Here is a 15,879-nt window from a genome sequence, read left to right as displayed (position 1 = left end):
GCCCAACAAGCGTAAGCAGCCATCATTACAATAGTTATCGCATCCACCCCACACCCGCCATGCCCGCTTCCGGCGCCCGCCGCGCCTTGCCCGTTCACCTCCATCGACACGCTGATCACGGCCCTGCAAACCCAGGGCTACTTCGCCGACCGGCGCTTGGCCATCGCGGTCTTTGGCACTCAGACACCCAACGCCGCTGCTGCTGGAGGGCGAACCGGGCGTGGGCAAGACCGAGCTGGCCAAGGCGCTGGCGCAGGTGCTGGGCGCGAGCTGCTGCGTCTGCAGTGCTTCGACGGCCTGGAGCAGCGCGAGGCGCTGTACGAGTGGAACTACGCGGCGCAGCTTCTCCACCTGGAGAGCAGCGGAGGGCAGGGCGCCCGCCAGCGAGCTGGAGCAAGAGGTCTATCAACCCCGCTACCTGGTGCGTCGCCCGCTGTTGCAGGCGCTGGAGGCGCCCGCACCCGGAGCGCGCTGCTGCTGATCGACGAGGTGGACCGCGCCGACGAGCCCTTCGAGGCCTTTCTGCTGGAGTACCTCGGCGAGTACCAGGTCAGCATTCCCGAGCTGGGGCACGGTGCGCGCCGCCGTGCCGCCGGTCACCCTGCTCACCAGCAACCGCACGCGCGTGAGCTCAACGACGCCGTCAAGCGCCGCTGCCTGTACCACTGGCTGGACTACCCCGAGCGCGAGCGCGAACTCGGCCATCGTGCGTGCGCTGGTGCCCGAGGCGCCGGCAACAGCCGGCCGACCAGGTGGCGGCCTCTGTGCAGCAGCTGCGCAGCGCGCCCTATGGCGGGCACTTTCAGCGCGCGCGCCCGGCATTGCCGAGACGGTGGAATGGGCGCGCGCTGGTGGCGCTGGACACCATCCACCTCGACCCCGAGGTGGTGGTGGACACCGCCGGCATTCTGTTCAAGCAGCGCGACGACGTGGCAGCGTTGCCGACCTGCGCCTGGCCGGCGAAGCGTTGAAAGCGGCCGCGGTGCCTGCCGGACATGAACACCCCCAGACTCCACACGCCGCGCGTTGCTGCGCCTCCCCTCAAGGGGGCATCGCTGCGTGGCCGGGGAGACCCCGGCGACGGCGATCTCGGCACGGCCTGCTCCGCGGCCATCGGTCTCATGCCGTTCATGCATCGCCGGCAATGCACATGCGGTCGTTCGTGGAGCTGACTGATCGCCGTGATTGCTCCGCCATCCCCCTTCGCCCCGGCACCTACTGCGCCGCGCGTGTCGCAACTGGGCGACGCCCGCAGCGGCAAGCTGGCCGGCAACCTGAGCGCCTTTGGCCGCACCCGAGCCGCGCCGGCGTGCGGGTGGACGCCGCGCGCATCGCGCTGGCGCAGCAGGCCTTGCAACATGTGGGTGTGGCGCGCAAGGGCGACGTCGGCGCGGCGCTGGAGGCCGTGCTGGTCAGCCGCGAGCAGGACCGGGGCGCGGTGTTCCGCGAGCTGTTCGACGTGTTTTTCGCGACCCCGACCTGGCCAAGAAGCTGCTGGCGCAGATGCTGCCCACGGCGGAGGGCCGCGCCGCGCCGCCGCGCCAGCGCCCGCGCGTGCGCGAGGCGCTGGCGCCGCCCAAGGCCAGGCAGCCGGGCGCGAGGCGGCCAAGCCCGATCAGGAAATCGATCTGGACGTCGCCATGACCGCCAGCGAGCTGGCGCGCCTGAAGAGCGCCGACTTCAACCAGCTGACGGCCAGCGAATACGGCCTGGTCGAGCGCTTGGTGCGTGACATCCCCTTGCCGCTGCCCACCGTGGCCGCGCGCCGCACCCGCGCCGGCAGCCGCGGCGCGCGCGGGTGCACTGGGGGCGCACTCGCGCGCGGCGGCGCAGACCGGCGGCGACGTGATGGCCATCACGCGCCTGCAGCGCCGCCGCCAGCCGCCACTGCTGGTGCTGATGGACGTATCGGGCTTTCCTCGATGGAGCGCTACGCGCGGCTGTTGCTGGCCTTTTGCACGCCGCCACGGCGCGCGCTGGTGGCCGGCCAGCGCCAGAGCATTCGCCCTGACGTGCTTGCCTCGGCACGCGGCTGACCGACCTGGACACGCCTACCGCCAGGCCGACACCGATGCCATGCTGCTGGAGGCGCGCACATCGAGGACTTCGCCGGCGGCACGCGCCTGGTGAATCGCTGGCCAGCCTGCGCAGCACCATGCGCGCCGCCTGGTGGGCTGCTGCACCCTGGTGCTGATCGTCAGCGACGGGCTGGACACCGGCGAGCCCGGAGCTGCTGGCGCAGGAGCTGGCCTGGCTCAAGCGCCACACGCGCCGCATCCTGTGGCTCAACCCTTGCTGCGCTTTGACGGCTATCAGCCCGCTGGCGCGCGGCGCCGCCGTGCTGCACCAGGCCTGCGACGGCACGTTGGCGGTGCACAACGTGACCTGGCTGAACGAGCTGGCCAGCGCCATCGCAGCACTGATGAAACAATAGATGCACGAGGAGTTTGACCATGGACATGCAAGGCTCGCGCAACTGGCCGTCACGCAACAACAGGCTTGGGACGCGCTGAACGACCCCGAGGTGCTCAAAGCCTGTATCCCGGCTGCGACAGCATCGAGGCCACGGGCGAGAACGCCTACGCGCTGGTCAACGCCATCAAGGTCGGCCCGGTGTCGGCCAAGTTCAAGGGCGCCATCCAGCTGGCCGACATCCAGGCGCCCAGCAGCTACACCATCCAGTTCGAGGGCAACGGCGGCGCGGCGGGCTTTGGCAAGGGCTCCGCGAAGGTGGTGCTGACGCCCAAGGACGCGGGCTGCGAGCTGGGCCACACCGTCAACGCCACGGTGGGCGGCAAGATCGCCCAGGTGGGCCAGCGCCTGATCGACGGCGTGGCCAAGTCCATGGCCGAGAGCTTCTTCAAGCGCTTCGGACGAGGAGATGCGGCCGCCATCCGGCGCCCGAGACGGCCACCGCTGGCGAAGCCCTGCCGGCCAAGGTGCCAGGCGGCGAAGCGGGCGTGCCGGCCTGGGTGTGGATTCTGGTGGCGGTTGCAGTCGTCGTGGCGGTGGGTTGGGCTTTGCGTTGAGGTGAATGCCATGCTCGTCCGGCGACGTGCTCTTGCTCCCTCGCTTGCTCCCTCGCCCCTTTGGGGAGAGGGCTGGGGTGAGGGGACGCTGGCGTTGGATTGTTTGCTGTTGTTTGCTTCTCCTGTGGTTCTGCGTGCAGCCAAGCTGGCCGGGATATGCGCCCGGTAGTGCACCTCCTTTTCTTGTACGCACAAGAAAAGGAGGCAAAAGAAAGCGCCCCCACGTCTGCGACCCCTGCGCTTCGCTACGGGGCAAACCTGCGTCGCACCGCTTGCGGGGTGCGCCGCAGAACTCGCTGCGTTCACTTCGTTCACTGCGCTCAAACAACCGCGGCGAGTCAGTCAACGAAGCGCGTGCATGCTGCGCTGCACGCGCCACCCCGCAAGCGCCGCGCCGCAGGCGCAGCCTCAAGGGGGTGGGAAACCCACACGGGCCATCGCTGCGCTCGGCCCCAGGTTTGGCTGTTGTCGGGGCCGAGCGCAGCGATGGCCCGTATTGGGGTTCAACTCCCCTCTGGCCGTGCCGAGAAGCGCAGGGCGTGGGGCGGGCATGGGCAGCGCAGCATGCCCATGCGTCGTGATCTGACTTGCTGCGGTTGTTTGAGCGCAGTGAACGAAGTGAACGCAGCGAGTTCCGCAGCACCGCCCCAGGCGCGAGCATCGCAGGCTGCCCGCAGCGAAGCGCAGGGACACGGCCAGTGGGGTCGCCTTTTCTTTGCCTACTTTCTTTTGGCGACGCAAAAGAAAGTAGGTGCGCCGCCGGGCGCATATCCCGGCCCGCAGGCGCATGCAGAACCACAGAAGAAGCAAAGGACGGTGAACAATTCCAACGCCAGCGGCCCCTCACCCCAGCCCTCTCCCCAACGGGGCGAGGGAGCAAGACGGGGGCGCGGGAGCCAGGCCGGCGGGCTCATCATGAAGGACTTTCACCATGGAAAACCTTGACGTCACGGTTCTGCGCGCGCTGCGCGACTGGCGCCAGGACGGCAAGCGCGCCGTGCTGGCCACCGTCGTGCGCACCTGGGGGTCGTCGCCGCGGCCGGTGGGCTGCATCATGGCGCTGCGCGAGGATGGCGCGGTGATGGGCTCGGTGTCGGGCGGCTGCGTCGAATACGACCTGATCGCCCGCTACACCCAGGCCGGCGCGGCCGACGCGTTGCCGCGCGAGGGCCCGCCGCAGTTCGTCAAGTACGGCGTTACGGCCGACGAGGCGCACCGCTTCGGCTTGCCTTGCGGCGGCACGCTGGAGGTGATGCTCGAGTTCGACCCCGAGGCAGCCAAAGTGGCCGAATTGCTGCAGGCACTGGACGCCGGCCGCCTGATGCACCGCCGCGTGCGCCTGGCAGACGGGCAGGTCACGCTGGAGGCCACCGAGCACCCGGCCGAGCTGATCCTGAACCAGACCGAATTGGTCAACACCTTCGGCCCCGGCTGGCGCATGCTGATCATCGGCGCCGGGCAGATGAGCGAGTACCTGGCCACCATGGCGCTTTTTTGCGGCTTTGCCGTGACGGTGTGCGACCCGCGCGAGGAGTTTGCCGGCAGCTGGAGCGTGCCCGGCGCGCGCTTGGTGCGCACCATGCCCGACGACACCGTGGCCGAGATGGCGCCCGACGGTCGCACCTGCGTGGTCGCCCTCACGCACGATCCCAAGCTGGACGACCTGGCGCTTTTGCAGGCGCTGGAGACGCCGGCGTTTTACATCGGCGCCATCGGCAGCCGCCGCAACAGCGCACTGCGCCACCAGCGCATGATCGAGCACCTCGATCAAACAGACGAAAGCCTGGCCCACCTGCGCGGTCCCATCGGCATCTACATCGGCAGCAAGACCCCGCCCGAGATCGCTGTCAGCGTGATGGCCGAGGTGCTGGCCGTGAAAAACGGCGTGCCGCTGCCGCGCGATATGGACGTGGCGCACGTCAAGGACATGCAGGACATTGCGCCCAACGACGCCGGGCAGGTGTGTTTTGTCGCGCACGCCGATTGAACGCATCGACGCCGTCGTCATGGCCGCCGGTGCCGGGCGGCGCATGGGCTGCCGTCCCAAGAGCCTGCTGTTGCGCGACGGCACTCCCTTGATCGAGCGCACGATCGGCCTGCTGCTGGGCTGCGGCGTGGAGCCGGTGGCCGTGGTGCTGGGCCATCACGCTGCCGCCATCGAGCCGGTGTTGCAGGGCATCCGCGCCGGCCTGCCCGATCCGGCCGCGCTGCGCTGGGCCCTCAACCCGGCGCCCGACGCGGGGCAGGGCAGCTCGCTGCGCACCGGTCTGGCGGCACTGCCGGACGATCTGCAGGCCGTCCTGGTGGCCTTGGCCGATCAACCCTTGCTGCGGCCCGAGGACGTGCAGGCCCTGCTGGCCGCCTGGCACCGGCGCGATCCGCACGCCAGTCTGCTGGTGCCGCGATTCGAGGGCCGACCAGGTCATCCGGTCATCTTCGATGCCGCCGTGCGTGCGGCCGTCATGCAGGCGCGTGGCAGCGCGGGCGTGCGTGAATGGCGGATGGCCCATCCCGAGCAGATGCTGTGGCTGCCGGTCACGCACCCGCGCCATGTCATTGACGTCGACTCGCCCGCAGACCTGCCCTTGCTGGCGGCGCAACACGGCGTGCACTTGCGCTGGTCCGACGAGGAGCCTTGAACCTAAAAACGGCAGTTGACCGCTTGTCACCCTCGGGAAGCCCGTATGAACATTGACTTTGGCAGCTTTGTTGATCGTCATCGGTTGGGTGAACGCGCTACGCACTCGCCAGCACCGCGCTCAACCCGCCATGCGGCGTTGCTCCTCCTTGCGGGCACCAGCCCGCCGCGTCGTCGCGCCTTGCCTGGCGCGCCGATCACGGCACTGGCAAGTTCGTCCAACTGCCGTTTTTAGGTTGAACCGGCTTGCGCCCGTTCGGTTCTGCGGCCTTCAGGCCAGCCCGGCTTTGCCCATGATAGCGTTGAACACCGCGTCGTCCAGGTCCTCGCTGGCGCCCATCTGCGCATCGACGCGAAACGCCAAGATCGCCCGGCGGGTGTTCTGCCCCAGCACGCCATCGGGGTCGCCGGGCTTGTAGCCCAGAAAGAGCAGCGCGCCCTGCGCCGCGCGCGCCCGCAGATCGCGGCTGATGCCCGAAGAAAACTTCTCGAATGCGGACTTCAGCTTCACGTCATAGGCGTTCTTCCAGTAGCTGGACCCGTTGTAGCGGCGTGCAAAACCGGTCCAGTCGCGCGCCCGCAGCCGGGCGTCCAGCCCTTCGCTCGTCATGAAGCGCGCCATCCCGGCCAACTGCGCGGCTTCGGATTCGGACATCTGGGTGACCATCTCGCGCGCCGTCTGAAAACCCGCGGCGCCGGCGTTGAAACCCATCACCTGGCCCAGGCCCCAACTCGCGCTGCGCAGCGCCGGCTCATCGCCCAGACCCGCCACGCGGCACAGGCTCAGAGCCCGGGCAAGGCGGTCGTATTCGGCCGCGCCGCCCAGGTAGCCGCCGCCGGTCTTGGCGCACAGGTCGGGCGCGGTGCTGGCAAAGCGTCCGTCGGTCTGCTTGTAGAAGACATGGCGTTCAAACAGCAGTTTGGGCCGGCGGTCGGCCAGAAAGCCGAAACCGCGGCTTTCCACCGTCAGCACCGACCACAGCGCCGGCAGGTCGGTGGCGGGCTCCAGGCCCAGAATGGACAGGGCCTGCTCCATGTCGGTGTCGGTCAGCGGCTGGCCTCGTCCTGAAAAATCCAGAGTCCTGACGGGCATGGCGATTCTCCATTTTGCGGTCGTTGCCGATATCGGTGGCGGGTCGTGGCCTTTCCCGACATCGGCGCAAGCGGCTATCTAAGCACCCCTCGGGACCCTTGACAAGAGCCCCGCGTGCAAACGAATGTGGCGGCTGCGGATAATCGGGCCCCTGATGTCTCAGCCCCCATTCGTCCCGCCAACGCTCTCGATCAAGTTCCCTGCCGATTTGCCGGTCTCGGCCCGCCGCGCCGAAATCGAGGCCGCGCTGCGCGCTACCCAAGTCATCATCGTCTGCGGCGAGACCGGCTCGGGCAAGACCACGCAACTGCCCAAGATCGCCCTGGCGATGGGACGCGGGCGCCTGAATGCCAGGCCGGGCGAGCGCGGCCGGCTGATCGGCCACACGCAGCCGCGGCGGATTGCCGCCAGCAGCGTGGCCAAGCGCATCGCCGAGGAGCTGAACACCCCGCTGGGCGAGGTGGTGGGCTACAAGGTGCGCTTCAACGACCGCTTGAGCAAGGACGCCTCGGTCAAGCTGATGACCGACGGCATCCTGCTGGCCGAGACGCAGACCGATCCGCTGCTCAAGGCCTACGACACGCTCATCATCGACGAGGCGCACGAGCGCAGCCTGAACATCGACTTTCTGCTGGGCTACCTCAAACAGCTGCTGCCGCGCCGGCCCGACCTGAAGGTGATCGTGACATCGGCCACGATCGATGCCGATCGCTTTGCCAAGCACTTTGCCGACGCCAAGGGGCAAGCTGCGCCGGTGCTGATGGTGTCGGGCCGCACCTATCCGGTGGAGCAGCGTTACCGGCCCTATGAGGAAAGCCGCGACTACGGCCTGAACGAGGCCATTGCCGATGGCGTGGACGAGCTGTGGTCAGGCCGTCCGGCGCAGGGTCATCCCAAGCCGGACGCGGCCTCCTCGGGGGGCAGCGCAGACGCGCAGCGCGGAGCGTGGGGGCCCGTTTCTGGAGGTGACATCCTGGTCTTTCTGCCCGGCGAGCGCGAGATTCGCGAGGCCGCCGATCACCTGCGCAAACACCTGGCCCACAGCCCCGTGCTGCGCAGCGCCGAGGTGCTGCCGCTGTTTGCCCGCCTGTCGCAGGCCGAGCAGGACCGCGTGTTCGACAGCCACCACGGCCGGCGCATCGTGCTGGCCACCAACGTGGCCGAGACCTCGCTCACCGTGCCTGGCATCCGCTACGTCATCGACGCTGGCACGGCGCGCGTCAAGCGCTACAGTTATCGCAGCAAGGTGGAGCAGCTGCTGGTCGAGCCCGTGAGCCAGGCGGCGGCCAATCAGCGCGCCGGCCGCTGCGGGCGCGTGGCCGACGGCATCTGCATCCGCCTGTACGACGAAAAGGACTTTGCCGGCCGGCCGCGCTTTACCGATCCGGAAATCCTGCGCTCCTCGCTGGCCGGCGTGATCCTGCGCATGAAGAGCCTGCGGCTGATGGCCGAAGGCGGGCGGGTGGAGGATTTCCCCTTCCTGGAGGCGCCCTCGGGCCGTGCCATTGCCGACGGCTACCAGTTGCTCAATGAACTGGGCGCCACCCATGAGTCGGGCGAGCTGACGCCGCTGGGCCGCGAGCTGGCGCGCCTGCCGCTGGACCCACGCGTGGGCCGCATGATCCTGGCCGGGCGCGAGCGCGGCGCCCTGCGCGAGGTGCTGGTGATCGCCGCAGCGCTGAGCGTGCAGGACGTGCGCGACCGCCCCCTGGAGCAGCAGGCCCAGGCCGACCAGCAGCACGCCAAGTTCGACGACGACAAGAGCGAGTTCAGCGGATATCTCAAGCTCTGGCAGTGGCTGCACGACGCACGCGGTGGCCGCGCCGTGGCCACGACGCGGGCGCAGATGCAGCTGCAACACGGTGGGGCGCACAAGCCGGTGAACGTGGCGGCGCTGCCGGTGGCGCAGCGGGCGCAAGCGGCGCTGGCGGCAGCGCGGCAGGCCCTGAGTGCATCGACGTCCGCCGGGCCCTCATCCCAAGCCTCTCCAAGAGGGAGAGGGGGTAAAACCGGGGGAGACGGACGCGCAGGCAAGCGCCCTCTCCCGCCTGCGGGAGAGGGTTGGGGTGAGGGCCCGGCCCACAAGATCAGCAATCGCCAATACGAGCAACTGCTGCGCCAGAACTTCATCAACGTGCGCCGCGTGCGCGAGTGGCGCGACATTCACACCCAGTTGCACACCGTGGTGGCCGAGCACCAGTGGCAGGAAAACACCCAGCCCGCAAGCTACGAAGACCTGCACAAGGCGCTGCTCACGGGCCTGTTGGGCAACGTGGGCTGCAAGATCGAGGCCGAGGGCGGCGGCGCGTCCAACGCCAGCGAGTACCTGGGCGCGCGCGGCATCAAGTTTCATCGCCACCCCGGCGCGCATCTGGCCAAGCGGCCCGGCCGCTGGGTGGTGTGCGCCGAGCTGGTGGAGACCGCGCGCCTGTACGGCCGCGGCATGGCAAACATCGAACCGCAGTGGCTGGAAGAAGTGGCCGGCCACCTGCTGAAAAAGCAGGTGCTCGATCCCCACTGGGAGAAAAAGGCCGGCGAGGCCATCGCCTTCGAGCGCGCCACGCTGTACGGCCTGGTGGTCTACAGCGGCCGGCGCGTGCGCTATGGCCACATCGATCCGGCCGGCGCGCGCGAGCTGCTGATCCGCGAGGCGCTGGTGGGCGGCGAATGGCCCGAGGACTGGACCGGCGCCTTTCCCTTCTTGCCCGCCAACCGCAAGCTGGTGGCGCAGATCGAGGCGCTGGAGCACAAGTCGCGCCGCCAGGACGTGCTGGTGGACGACGAGCTGATCTACGCCTTCTACGACCAGCACCTGCCGGCCGAGGTGGTCGACGGCCGCACGCTGCAAGCCTGGTGGCGCCAAGCCAGCCGCGCCACGCCCGACTTGCTGCTTTTGACGCGCGAGGAGCTGATGCGCCACGAGGCGGCGGGCATCACCACCGCAGCCTTTCCCAAGATGCTGCGCCTGGGCGGCGTCGACTGCGCGGCCAGCTACCTGCACCAGCCGGGCGATGCACACGACGGCCTGACGGTGGCGGTGCCGCTGTTCGTGCTCAACCAGGTGTCGGCCGAACGCGCCGAGTGGCTGGTGCCGGGCATGCTGAAGGAAAAGGTCCAGGCACTTTTGAAAAGCCTGCCGCAAAAGCCGCGCAGCCGTTTCGTGCCGCTGCCGCAAAGCGCCGAGCGCCTGAGCGACATTCTGGGCGCGCCGGGCGCGTTTGGCGTGGGCAGCCTGAATGCGACGCTGCTGCGCCAGGTGCGCGAGGCCACCAGTCTGGATGTGAAGGCGACGGACTTCAAGCTCGACATGCTGCCCGCGCACCTGTTCATGAACTTTCGCGTGGTGGACGAGCACGGCCGCCAGCTGGGCGCCGGGCGCGACCTGGGCGCGCTCAAGGCCCAGCTGGGCGGGCAGGCGCGCGGGGCCTTCCAGGCGCTGGCGGGGCTGAAGGCAGCCAAAACCCAGTTGGCCGCCGGCCATGCGCAGGTTTCAGAACAAAATGCGGCTCCAGCGCCTGCCAATCAAGCGCAAGAAGCTATAAAACAAATAGCGAATCAGGCCGTGGCAGATGATGCCCGCCACACCGGCTGGGACTTCGGCGAGCTGCCCGAGCTGCTGGAGGTGCGGCGCAAGGGCCAGGTGCTGATCGGCTTTCCGGCCCTGGTCGATGCCGGCGATGCGGTGCGGATCGAGGTGTTCGACGAGCCCGACGTGGCCGCCGCCCGCCACCGCACGGGCCTGCGCCGCCTGTTTGCGTTGCAGGTGCGCGACACGCTCAAGCACCTGGAGAGGAACATTCCCGATCTGCAAAAGATGGCCGTGGCCTACATGCCGCTGGGAACCATCGAGGAGCTGCGCCAGCAGATCATCGACGTGGCGCTGGAGCGCGCCTTTTTGACCGAGCCGCTGCCGACGAACGAAACCGCCTTCGCCCAGCGCACCGAAGAGGGCCGCGCGCGCCTGGTGCTGATCGCCGGCGAGGTGGCGCGTCTGGCCGGCGCCATCCTGGCCGAATACGCCACCGCCGTGCGCAAGATCAAGGACACCAAGGCGGCGCCCGCCGCCACGCAGGACGCCGCCGAGCAGTTGCAGCGCCTGCTGCCCCGGGATTTTCTGGCCGCCACGCCCTGGGCCGCTCTGCAGCACTTTGCGCGCTACCTCAAGGCCATCGTGCTGCGCCTGGACAAGCTGCGCCAGGACCCGGCGCGCGATGCCGAGCGCATGGCGCAGGTGCGCGCGCAGGAGCAGCGCTTTTGGCGCCTGGTGGCCGAGCGCAAGGGCGTGCAGGATGCGCGCCTGCGCGAGCTGCGCTGGCTGCTGGAGGAGCTGCGCGTGAGCCTGTTCGCGCAGGAGCTGCGCACCCCCCAGCCCGTCAGCGTGAAGCGGCTGGAGAAGGTCTGGGGGCAAATCCGGTAGCGCAAGGGGTCCACATGAGGGAAAATGGCTTGAAACAACAAGCAGTCGATCGATAGACACCGAGGGAAGAACTGGAATCCATGGACGCGCACCCGACGATCGTGTTCGTTGACCTCACCGGCAGCTCGGCTGCCTATGAGGCCTTCGACAATGCCGTGGTGGCCGGGATGGTATCCAAGATCACGCGCTGGGTGGCGCGCGTGGGCAAGGCGCATGGCGGGCAAACCATCAAGTTTCTGGGCGACGGGGTGCTGCTGCAGTTTCCCGCCGGCATCCTGGCGGTCAGCGCCGCCGTGTATTTGCAGCAACACTACGCCGAGCCCCTGGGCCAGGTGCCCGAGGGCATGCGCCTGGGCCTGAAGATCGGCCTGGCCAGCGGATCCATCGTCGAGCTGCACAGCGACAGCTACGGCGACCCGGTCAATCTGGCCGCGCGCCTGTGCGACATGGCCGGCCCGCACGACATCTGGGCGGACGAGTCGGTGTTCGACGCCGAGCTTCAAGGCCAGGCGATCCCGAGCCTGCCCGTGCCGCGGCCCGAGGGGGTGCGGGTGCTGCCCTGGCTCGAGGTGCGCCGGCGCCCCCTGGGCCTGGTGCGGGTGCAGGGCCTGACGCAGCCGCGCTCGGTGCTCCAGGTGCTGTGGAACACCAACGTATCGCCCGAGCAGCTGACGCGGCCGGGCACCCTGGCAGACTTTCATGCCACCGCCCTGCAGGCCGCCTTGCCCCGCTTGCAACTGCGCTGGCTCGATCACGAGCGGGTGCTCGAGGCCGACGGCGCCAAGCTGCGCATCGGCCGCACCGACGACAACGACCTGGTGGTGGGCGACCAGCGCGTCTCGCGCGAGCACGCCCGGATCGAGTGGGTGGACGGCGCCTATGTGCTGACCGACCTGAGCAGCTACGGCACCGTGGTGCGCTTTGCCGATACCGCCGGCTCCGAGGTGCAATTGCGGCGCAACAGCTGCCTGCTGCACTCCAGCGGCGAAATTTCGCTGGGTGCGCCGTTCTCCGACTTCACCGCGCCGGTGCTGTCGTTCGAGGTGGTGCAGGCGGGCGTCACGCTGGTCCAGCAGGACGTGCTGCCGCTGTTCGACGCGCGCTGAACGCCCCCGCCATCCTTCCTGCATCGAGGCCCGCGCGGGTTATCCGGCCGACGCCAGCGCCCGCAGCAGTTCCTGTTCGATGCCGACGCGCGTGCGCGCCTCCTGCAGGGACTCGCCCCGCAGCAGGAACACGTCTTCCACGCGCTCGCCCAGGGTGGTGATCTTGGCCAGCTCCACGCTGATGGCGTGCGCGGCCAGCACGCGGGCGATGCTGTAGAGCAGGCCCGTGCGGTCGCCCGCCGAGACGGCCAGCAGCCAGTTCTGCGCCTTTTCGTCGGGGCGCAGATCCACGTGGGGCGCCACCGGAAAGCTGCGCACGCGCGTGGACACGCGGCCCAGGCGCGGCGGCGCCAGCGGCTGGCTGCTGTCCACGGCGGCGGGCAGCTCGGCCTCGATGCGCGCCATCAGCGGCTCGGCCTGCTCGGGCAGCAACTCGCTCACCAGCTGAAAGCTGTCCAGCGCCCAGCCGTCGCGGGCGGTGTGGATCTTGGCGTCCTGGATGGAGAAGTCGGCCCGGTCGAAGTAGCCGCAGATGCGCGCGAACAGGTCGCGCCGACCGCTGGCGTGAATCAGCACCTGCAGGCCTTCGCCCACCGGCGAGCGCCGCGCGCGCACCAGGGTGGCGCCTGCGGGCGCCGCGGCAGCAGCGGCCGCTTCGATCGCGCGGGCGTGCCAGGCGATGTCGTCGGGCTCGTGGCGCATGAAGTAGCCCGGATCGAGCGTGTCCCACAGCGCTGGCGCGGCAACGATCGGCGGCGATCCGCGCGCCAGCAGGGCCAGCGCCTGGCGCTTGCGCGCCTCGACCACGGCGCCCTGGTCGGGCGCGCGCCCGCCCAGCGCTCGCACCGTGGCGCGGTACAGGTCTTCCAGCAGCTTGCCCTTCCAGGCGCTCCACACGGTGGGGCTGGTGCCGCGCACGTCGGCCACCGTCAGCAGGTACAGCGCCGTCAGGTGCCGCTCGTCGCCCACGCGCCGGGCGAAGGCGGCAATCACCGTCGGATCGCTCAAGTCCTGCTTTTGCGCGACCGCGCTCATGCTCAGGTGCTCGCGCACCAGAAATTCGATCAGCGCGCCGTCGGCCCCGGTCAGCCCGTGCTGGCGGCAAAAGCGCCGCGCCTCGCGCGCCCCCAGCTCCGAGTGGTCGCCCCCGCGTCCCTTGGCGATATCGTGGAACAGCGCCGCGATGTACAGCAGCCAGGGCTTGTCCCAGCCGGCGGCCAGCTGCGAGCAGAACGGGTATTCGTGCGCGTGCTCGGGAATGAAAAAGCGCCGCACGTTGCGCAGCACCATCAGGATGTGCTGGTCCACCGTGTAGACATGAAACAGGTCGTGCTGCATCTGCCCCACGATGCGCCGAAACGGCCACAGCGTGCGCCCCAGCACCGAGGTCTGGTTCATCAGCCGAAAGGCGCGCGTGATTCCCTGCGGCTGCTGCAGCAGCGCCAGAAACTGCTGGCGGTTGACCGGGTCGGCGCGAAACGAGCGGTTCATCCGCGTGCGCGCGTTGTACAGCGCCCGCAGCGTGCGCGCCGAAAAGCCCTTGACGCCGGGCACGCGCTCGAGCAGCAGAAAACCTTCCAAAATGGCGTGCGGCTCGTGCTGGTAGAGCGCGTCGTCGGCCACTTCAAGCAGGCCGGCGCGCTCCAGAAAGCGCGCGTTGAGCGGACGCAGCGCGGGCGCCGGCTGGCCGCGCTCGGCGCGCAGGCGCTCTTCGATCACCTGCAGCAGGATCTGGTTGAGCTGCACCACCGCCTTGGCGGCCCAGTAGTAGCGGCGCATCAACACCTCGCCGGCGCGCAGCGTCAGGCGGCCGTCGGGGGCGTGGCGATCGGCCAGGCCGAAGGACGCGGCGACGGCGCCTTGCAGGTCGAACACCAGCCGGTCCTCGCGCCGCCCCGCCAGCAGGTGCAGGCGCATGCGTACGCGCGAAAGCACGGCCTCGTTGCGCCGCAGCTGGCGCACCTCGTGCGCGGTGGCCAGGCCCGCGCGCGCCAGGTCGTCCCAGCGCCGGCCGATGCCGGCCGCGCGCATCACCCAGCCGATGATCTGCACGTCGCGCAGGCCGCCGGGCGACTCCTTGCAGTTGGGCTCCAGCGCATAGGGCGTGTCTTCGTACTTCAGGTGGCGCTGGCGCATCTCCAGCCGCTTGGCGATGAAAAAGGCCAGCGCGTCCAGCGCCGCCGCAAAGCGCTGCTCGAACTCGCCGAACAACGCGGCGCTGCCGGTGATGCGGCGCGCCTCCAGCAGGGCGGTCTGCACCGTGATGTCGCCGGCGGCCACGTGCAGGCATTCGGACACGGTGCGCACGCTGGCACCAATCTCCAGGCCGGCATCCCAGCAGCGGCCGATGAAGGCTTCGATGCGCTCGCGTAATGGCGCGTCGGCCGCCGGGTCCGCGCCCTCGGGCAACAGCAGCAGCACGTCCACGTCGGAGTGCGGAAACAGCTCGGCGCGTCCGTAGCCGCCCACCGCCAGCAGAGCGCAGCGCCCGTCCAGTCCGGCCTGGCGCCACAGCCCACGCAGCGTGTCGTCGGTCAGGTCGGCCAGTTGGCGCAGCGCGCCACGCACGCCGCGGGTGGACAGGGCCGCCTGCCGCCAGACGCCGAGCAGCGCCTGCTTGCGCTGGCGATAGTCGACAGCCGGCTGCGCTGGTGCTGACGCGGCGTTCGCGGCCTTCGCTGCCGGGCTGTCGGCCATGAATCGATGAAGGGACGGGCGCCGGGTCAGGCCACGGCTGGTGCCATGCCCTGCACGAACTCGGGCACGGCCGGGCTGCCTTGGGATCGCGTCAGCACCTCGTAGCCGCTGGGGGTGACCAGCACCGTGTGCTCCCACTGCGCCGACAGCGACCGGTCCTTGGTGACGATGGTCCAGCCGTCGGGCATTTCCTTGATGTCGCGCCGGCCGATGTTGACCATGGGCTCGATGGTGAAGGTCATGCCCGGCACCAATTCGACCCCCGTGCCCGGGCGGCCGTAGTGCAGCACCTGTGGCTCGTCGTGAAACACCTGGCCGATGCCGTGGCCGCAAAATTCGCGCACCACCGACAGGCCGTGGCCCTCGACAAAGCTTTGAATGGCGTGGCCGATGTCGCCCAGGTGCGCACCGGGGCGCACCTGCTCGATGCCCAGCCACATCGACTCGTAGGTGAGCTGGCACAGGCGCCGGGCGGCAATCGAGCACTCGCCGATCTCGAACATGCGGCTGGTGTCGCCAAACCAGCCCTCGGGCGTGATGACGGTGACATCGACGTTGACGATGTCGCCCTTTTTCAGCACCTTGTCGGCCGGAATGCCGTGGCACACCACGTGGTTGACCGAAGTGCACAGGTGGCCGGGGTAAGGCGGGTAGCCCGGGGGCTGGTAGCCGATGGTGGCCGAGCGCGTGCCCTGCGCGGCCATGCATTCGGCGGCCCAGCGGTCGATGTCGAGGGTGGTGATGCCCGGGCGGATCAGCGGCGTGATGTGATCCAGCACTTCCGACGCGAGCCGGCAGGCGGTGCGCATGCCGGCAATGCCTGCTTCGTCCTTGATGTTGATGCTCATGGGGCCAAATTATCCCACCCGGGGCGCGCGGCTGCAGGCGGCGCGCGCGGT

Annotated in this window: 10 protein-coding genes and 1 pseudogene; 8 read left to right on the top strand and 3 right to left on the bottom strand. The window is 69.5% G+C overall.

What is annotated here, in order from left to right; all coding sequences use genetic code 11:
• The first annotated feature begins 172 nt into the window (after positions 1 to 172).
• The 6 genes and pseudogenes from U1F38_RS08090 to U1F38_RS08065 all read left to right on the top strand — a co-directional run bounded on the left by U1F38_RS08090 (position 173) and on the right by U1F38_RS08065 (position 5,668).
• On the top strand, positions 173 to 481 hold the full coding sequence (locus tag U1F38_RS08090; protein WP_409986550.1) for an AAA family ATPase: 309 nt from the start codon (positions 173 to 175) through the stop codon (positions 479 to 481).
• Positions 482 to 764: 283 nt separating this feature from the next.
• On the top strand, positions 765 to 971 hold the full coding sequence (locus tag U1F38_RS08085) for a hypothetical protein (protein ID WP_409986549.1): 207 nt from the start codon (positions 765 to 767) through the stop codon (positions 969 to 971).
• A gap of 258 nt (positions 972 to 1,229) precedes the next feature.
• A pseudogene (locus U1F38_RS08080) lies at positions 1,230 to 2,434 on the top strand (vWA domain-containing protein).
• A 65-nt stretch (positions 2,435 to 2,499) separates the two neighbouring features.
• Positions 2,500 to 3,198, top strand: coding sequence for a CoxG family protein (locus tag U1F38_RS08075; RefSeq protein ID WP_409986548.1), 699 nt, complete (start codon positions 2,500 to 2,502; stop codon positions 3,196 to 3,198).
• Positions 3,199 to 3,960: 762 nt separating this feature from the next.
• Complete coding sequence (locus U1F38_RS08070; protein ID WP_409986547.1) at positions 3,961 to 5,016, top strand: XdhC family protein; 1,056 nt, start codon at positions 3,961 to 3,963, stop codon at positions 5,014 to 5,016.
• A 19-nt stretch (positions 5,017 to 5,035) separates the two neighbouring features.
• Complete coding sequence (locus tag U1F38_RS08065; protein WP_409986546.1) at positions 5,036 to 5,668, top strand: NTP transferase domain-containing protein; 633 nt, start codon at positions 5,036 to 5,038, stop codon at positions 5,666 to 5,668.
• A 270-nt stretch (positions 5,669 to 5,938) separates the two neighbouring features.
• On the opposite strand, the gene U1F38_RS08060 is transcribed toward U1F38_RS08065, so the two are convergent.
• Positions 5,939 to 6,760: an N-acetylmuramidase domain-containing protein gene (locus tag U1F38_RS08060; protein WP_409986545.1), complete on the bottom strand. Its 822-nt coding sequence runs from the start codon at positions 6,758 to 6,760 to the stop codon at positions 5,939 to 5,941.
• A gap of 154 nt (positions 6,761 to 6,914) precedes the next feature.
• Between U1F38_RS08060 and hrpA the strand changes: the two genes are divergently transcribed.
• Together hrpA and U1F38_RS08050 are read left to right on the top strand one after the other, a co-directional pair.
• Positions 6,915 to 11,177 (top strand): ATP-dependent RNA helicase HrpA, encoded by a 4,263-nt coding sequence (hrpA, locus tag U1F38_RS08055; RefSeq protein WP_409986544.1) that lies wholly within the window; start codon positions 6,915 to 6,917, stop codon positions 11,175 to 11,177.
• Positions 11,178 to 11,257: 80 nt separating this feature from the next.
• Complete coding sequence (locus U1F38_RS08050; protein WP_409986543.1) at positions 11,258 to 12,283, top strand: FHA domain-containing protein; 1,026 nt, start codon at positions 11,258 to 11,260, stop codon at positions 12,281 to 12,283.
• A 39-nt stretch (positions 12,284 to 12,322) separates the two neighbouring features.
• On the opposite strand, the gene U1F38_RS08045 is transcribed toward U1F38_RS08050, so the two are convergent.
• Together U1F38_RS08045 and map are read right to left on the bottom strand one after the other, a co-directional pair.
• Positions 12,323 to 14,980, bottom strand: a complete 2,658-nt coding sequence (locus U1F38_RS08045) for a [protein-PII] uridylyltransferase (RefSeq protein ID WP_409986542.1) — start codon at positions 14,978 to 14,980, stop codon at positions 12,323 to 12,325.
• A 26-nt stretch (positions 14,981 to 15,006) separates the two neighbouring features.
• Positions 15,007 to 15,828, bottom strand: coding sequence for a type I methionyl aminopeptidase (map, locus tag U1F38_RS08040; RefSeq protein WP_409986541.1), 822 nt, complete (start codon positions 15,826 to 15,828; stop codon positions 15,007 to 15,009).
• Positions 15,829 to 15,879: the final 51 nt, after the last annotated feature.

The organism is Ottowia sp. (assembly GCF_046348305.1).
Classification (GTDB): domain Bacteria; phylum Pseudomonadota; class Gammaproteobacteria; order Burkholderiales; family Burkholderiaceae_C; genus Ottowia.
Note: the sequence above shows the minus strand (reverse complement) of the source record. Positions and strands in the feature narration are given on the sequence as shown.

Coding starts and splice junctions, on each gene's coding strand:
- U1F38_RS08070 (WP_409986547.1), top strand. CDS start 3,961: ATGGAAAACCTTGACGTCACGGTTCTGCGCGCGCTGCGCGACTGGCGC.
- U1F38_RS08065 (WP_409986546.1), top strand. CDS start 5,036: ATGGCCGCCGGTGCCGGGCGGCGCATGGGCTGCCGTCCCAAGAGCCTG.
- U1F38_RS08060 (WP_409986545.1), bottom strand. CDS start 6,760: ATGCCCGTCAGGACTCTGGATTTTTCAGGACGAGGCCAGCCGCTGACC.
- hrpA (WP_409986544.1), top strand. CDS start 6,915: ATGTCTCAGCCCCCATTCGTCCCGCCAACGCTCTCGATCAAGTTCCCT.
- U1F38_RS08050 (WP_409986543.1), top strand. CDS start 11,258: ATGGACGCGCACCCGACGATCGTGTTCGTTGACCTCACCGGCAGCTCG.
- U1F38_RS08045 (WP_409986542.1), bottom strand. CDS start 14,980: ATGGCCGACAGCCCGGCAGCGAAGGCCGCGAACGCCGCGTCAGCACCA.
- map (WP_409986541.1), bottom strand. CDS start 15,828: ATGAGCATCAACATCAAGGACGAAGCAGGCATTGCCGGCATGCGCACC.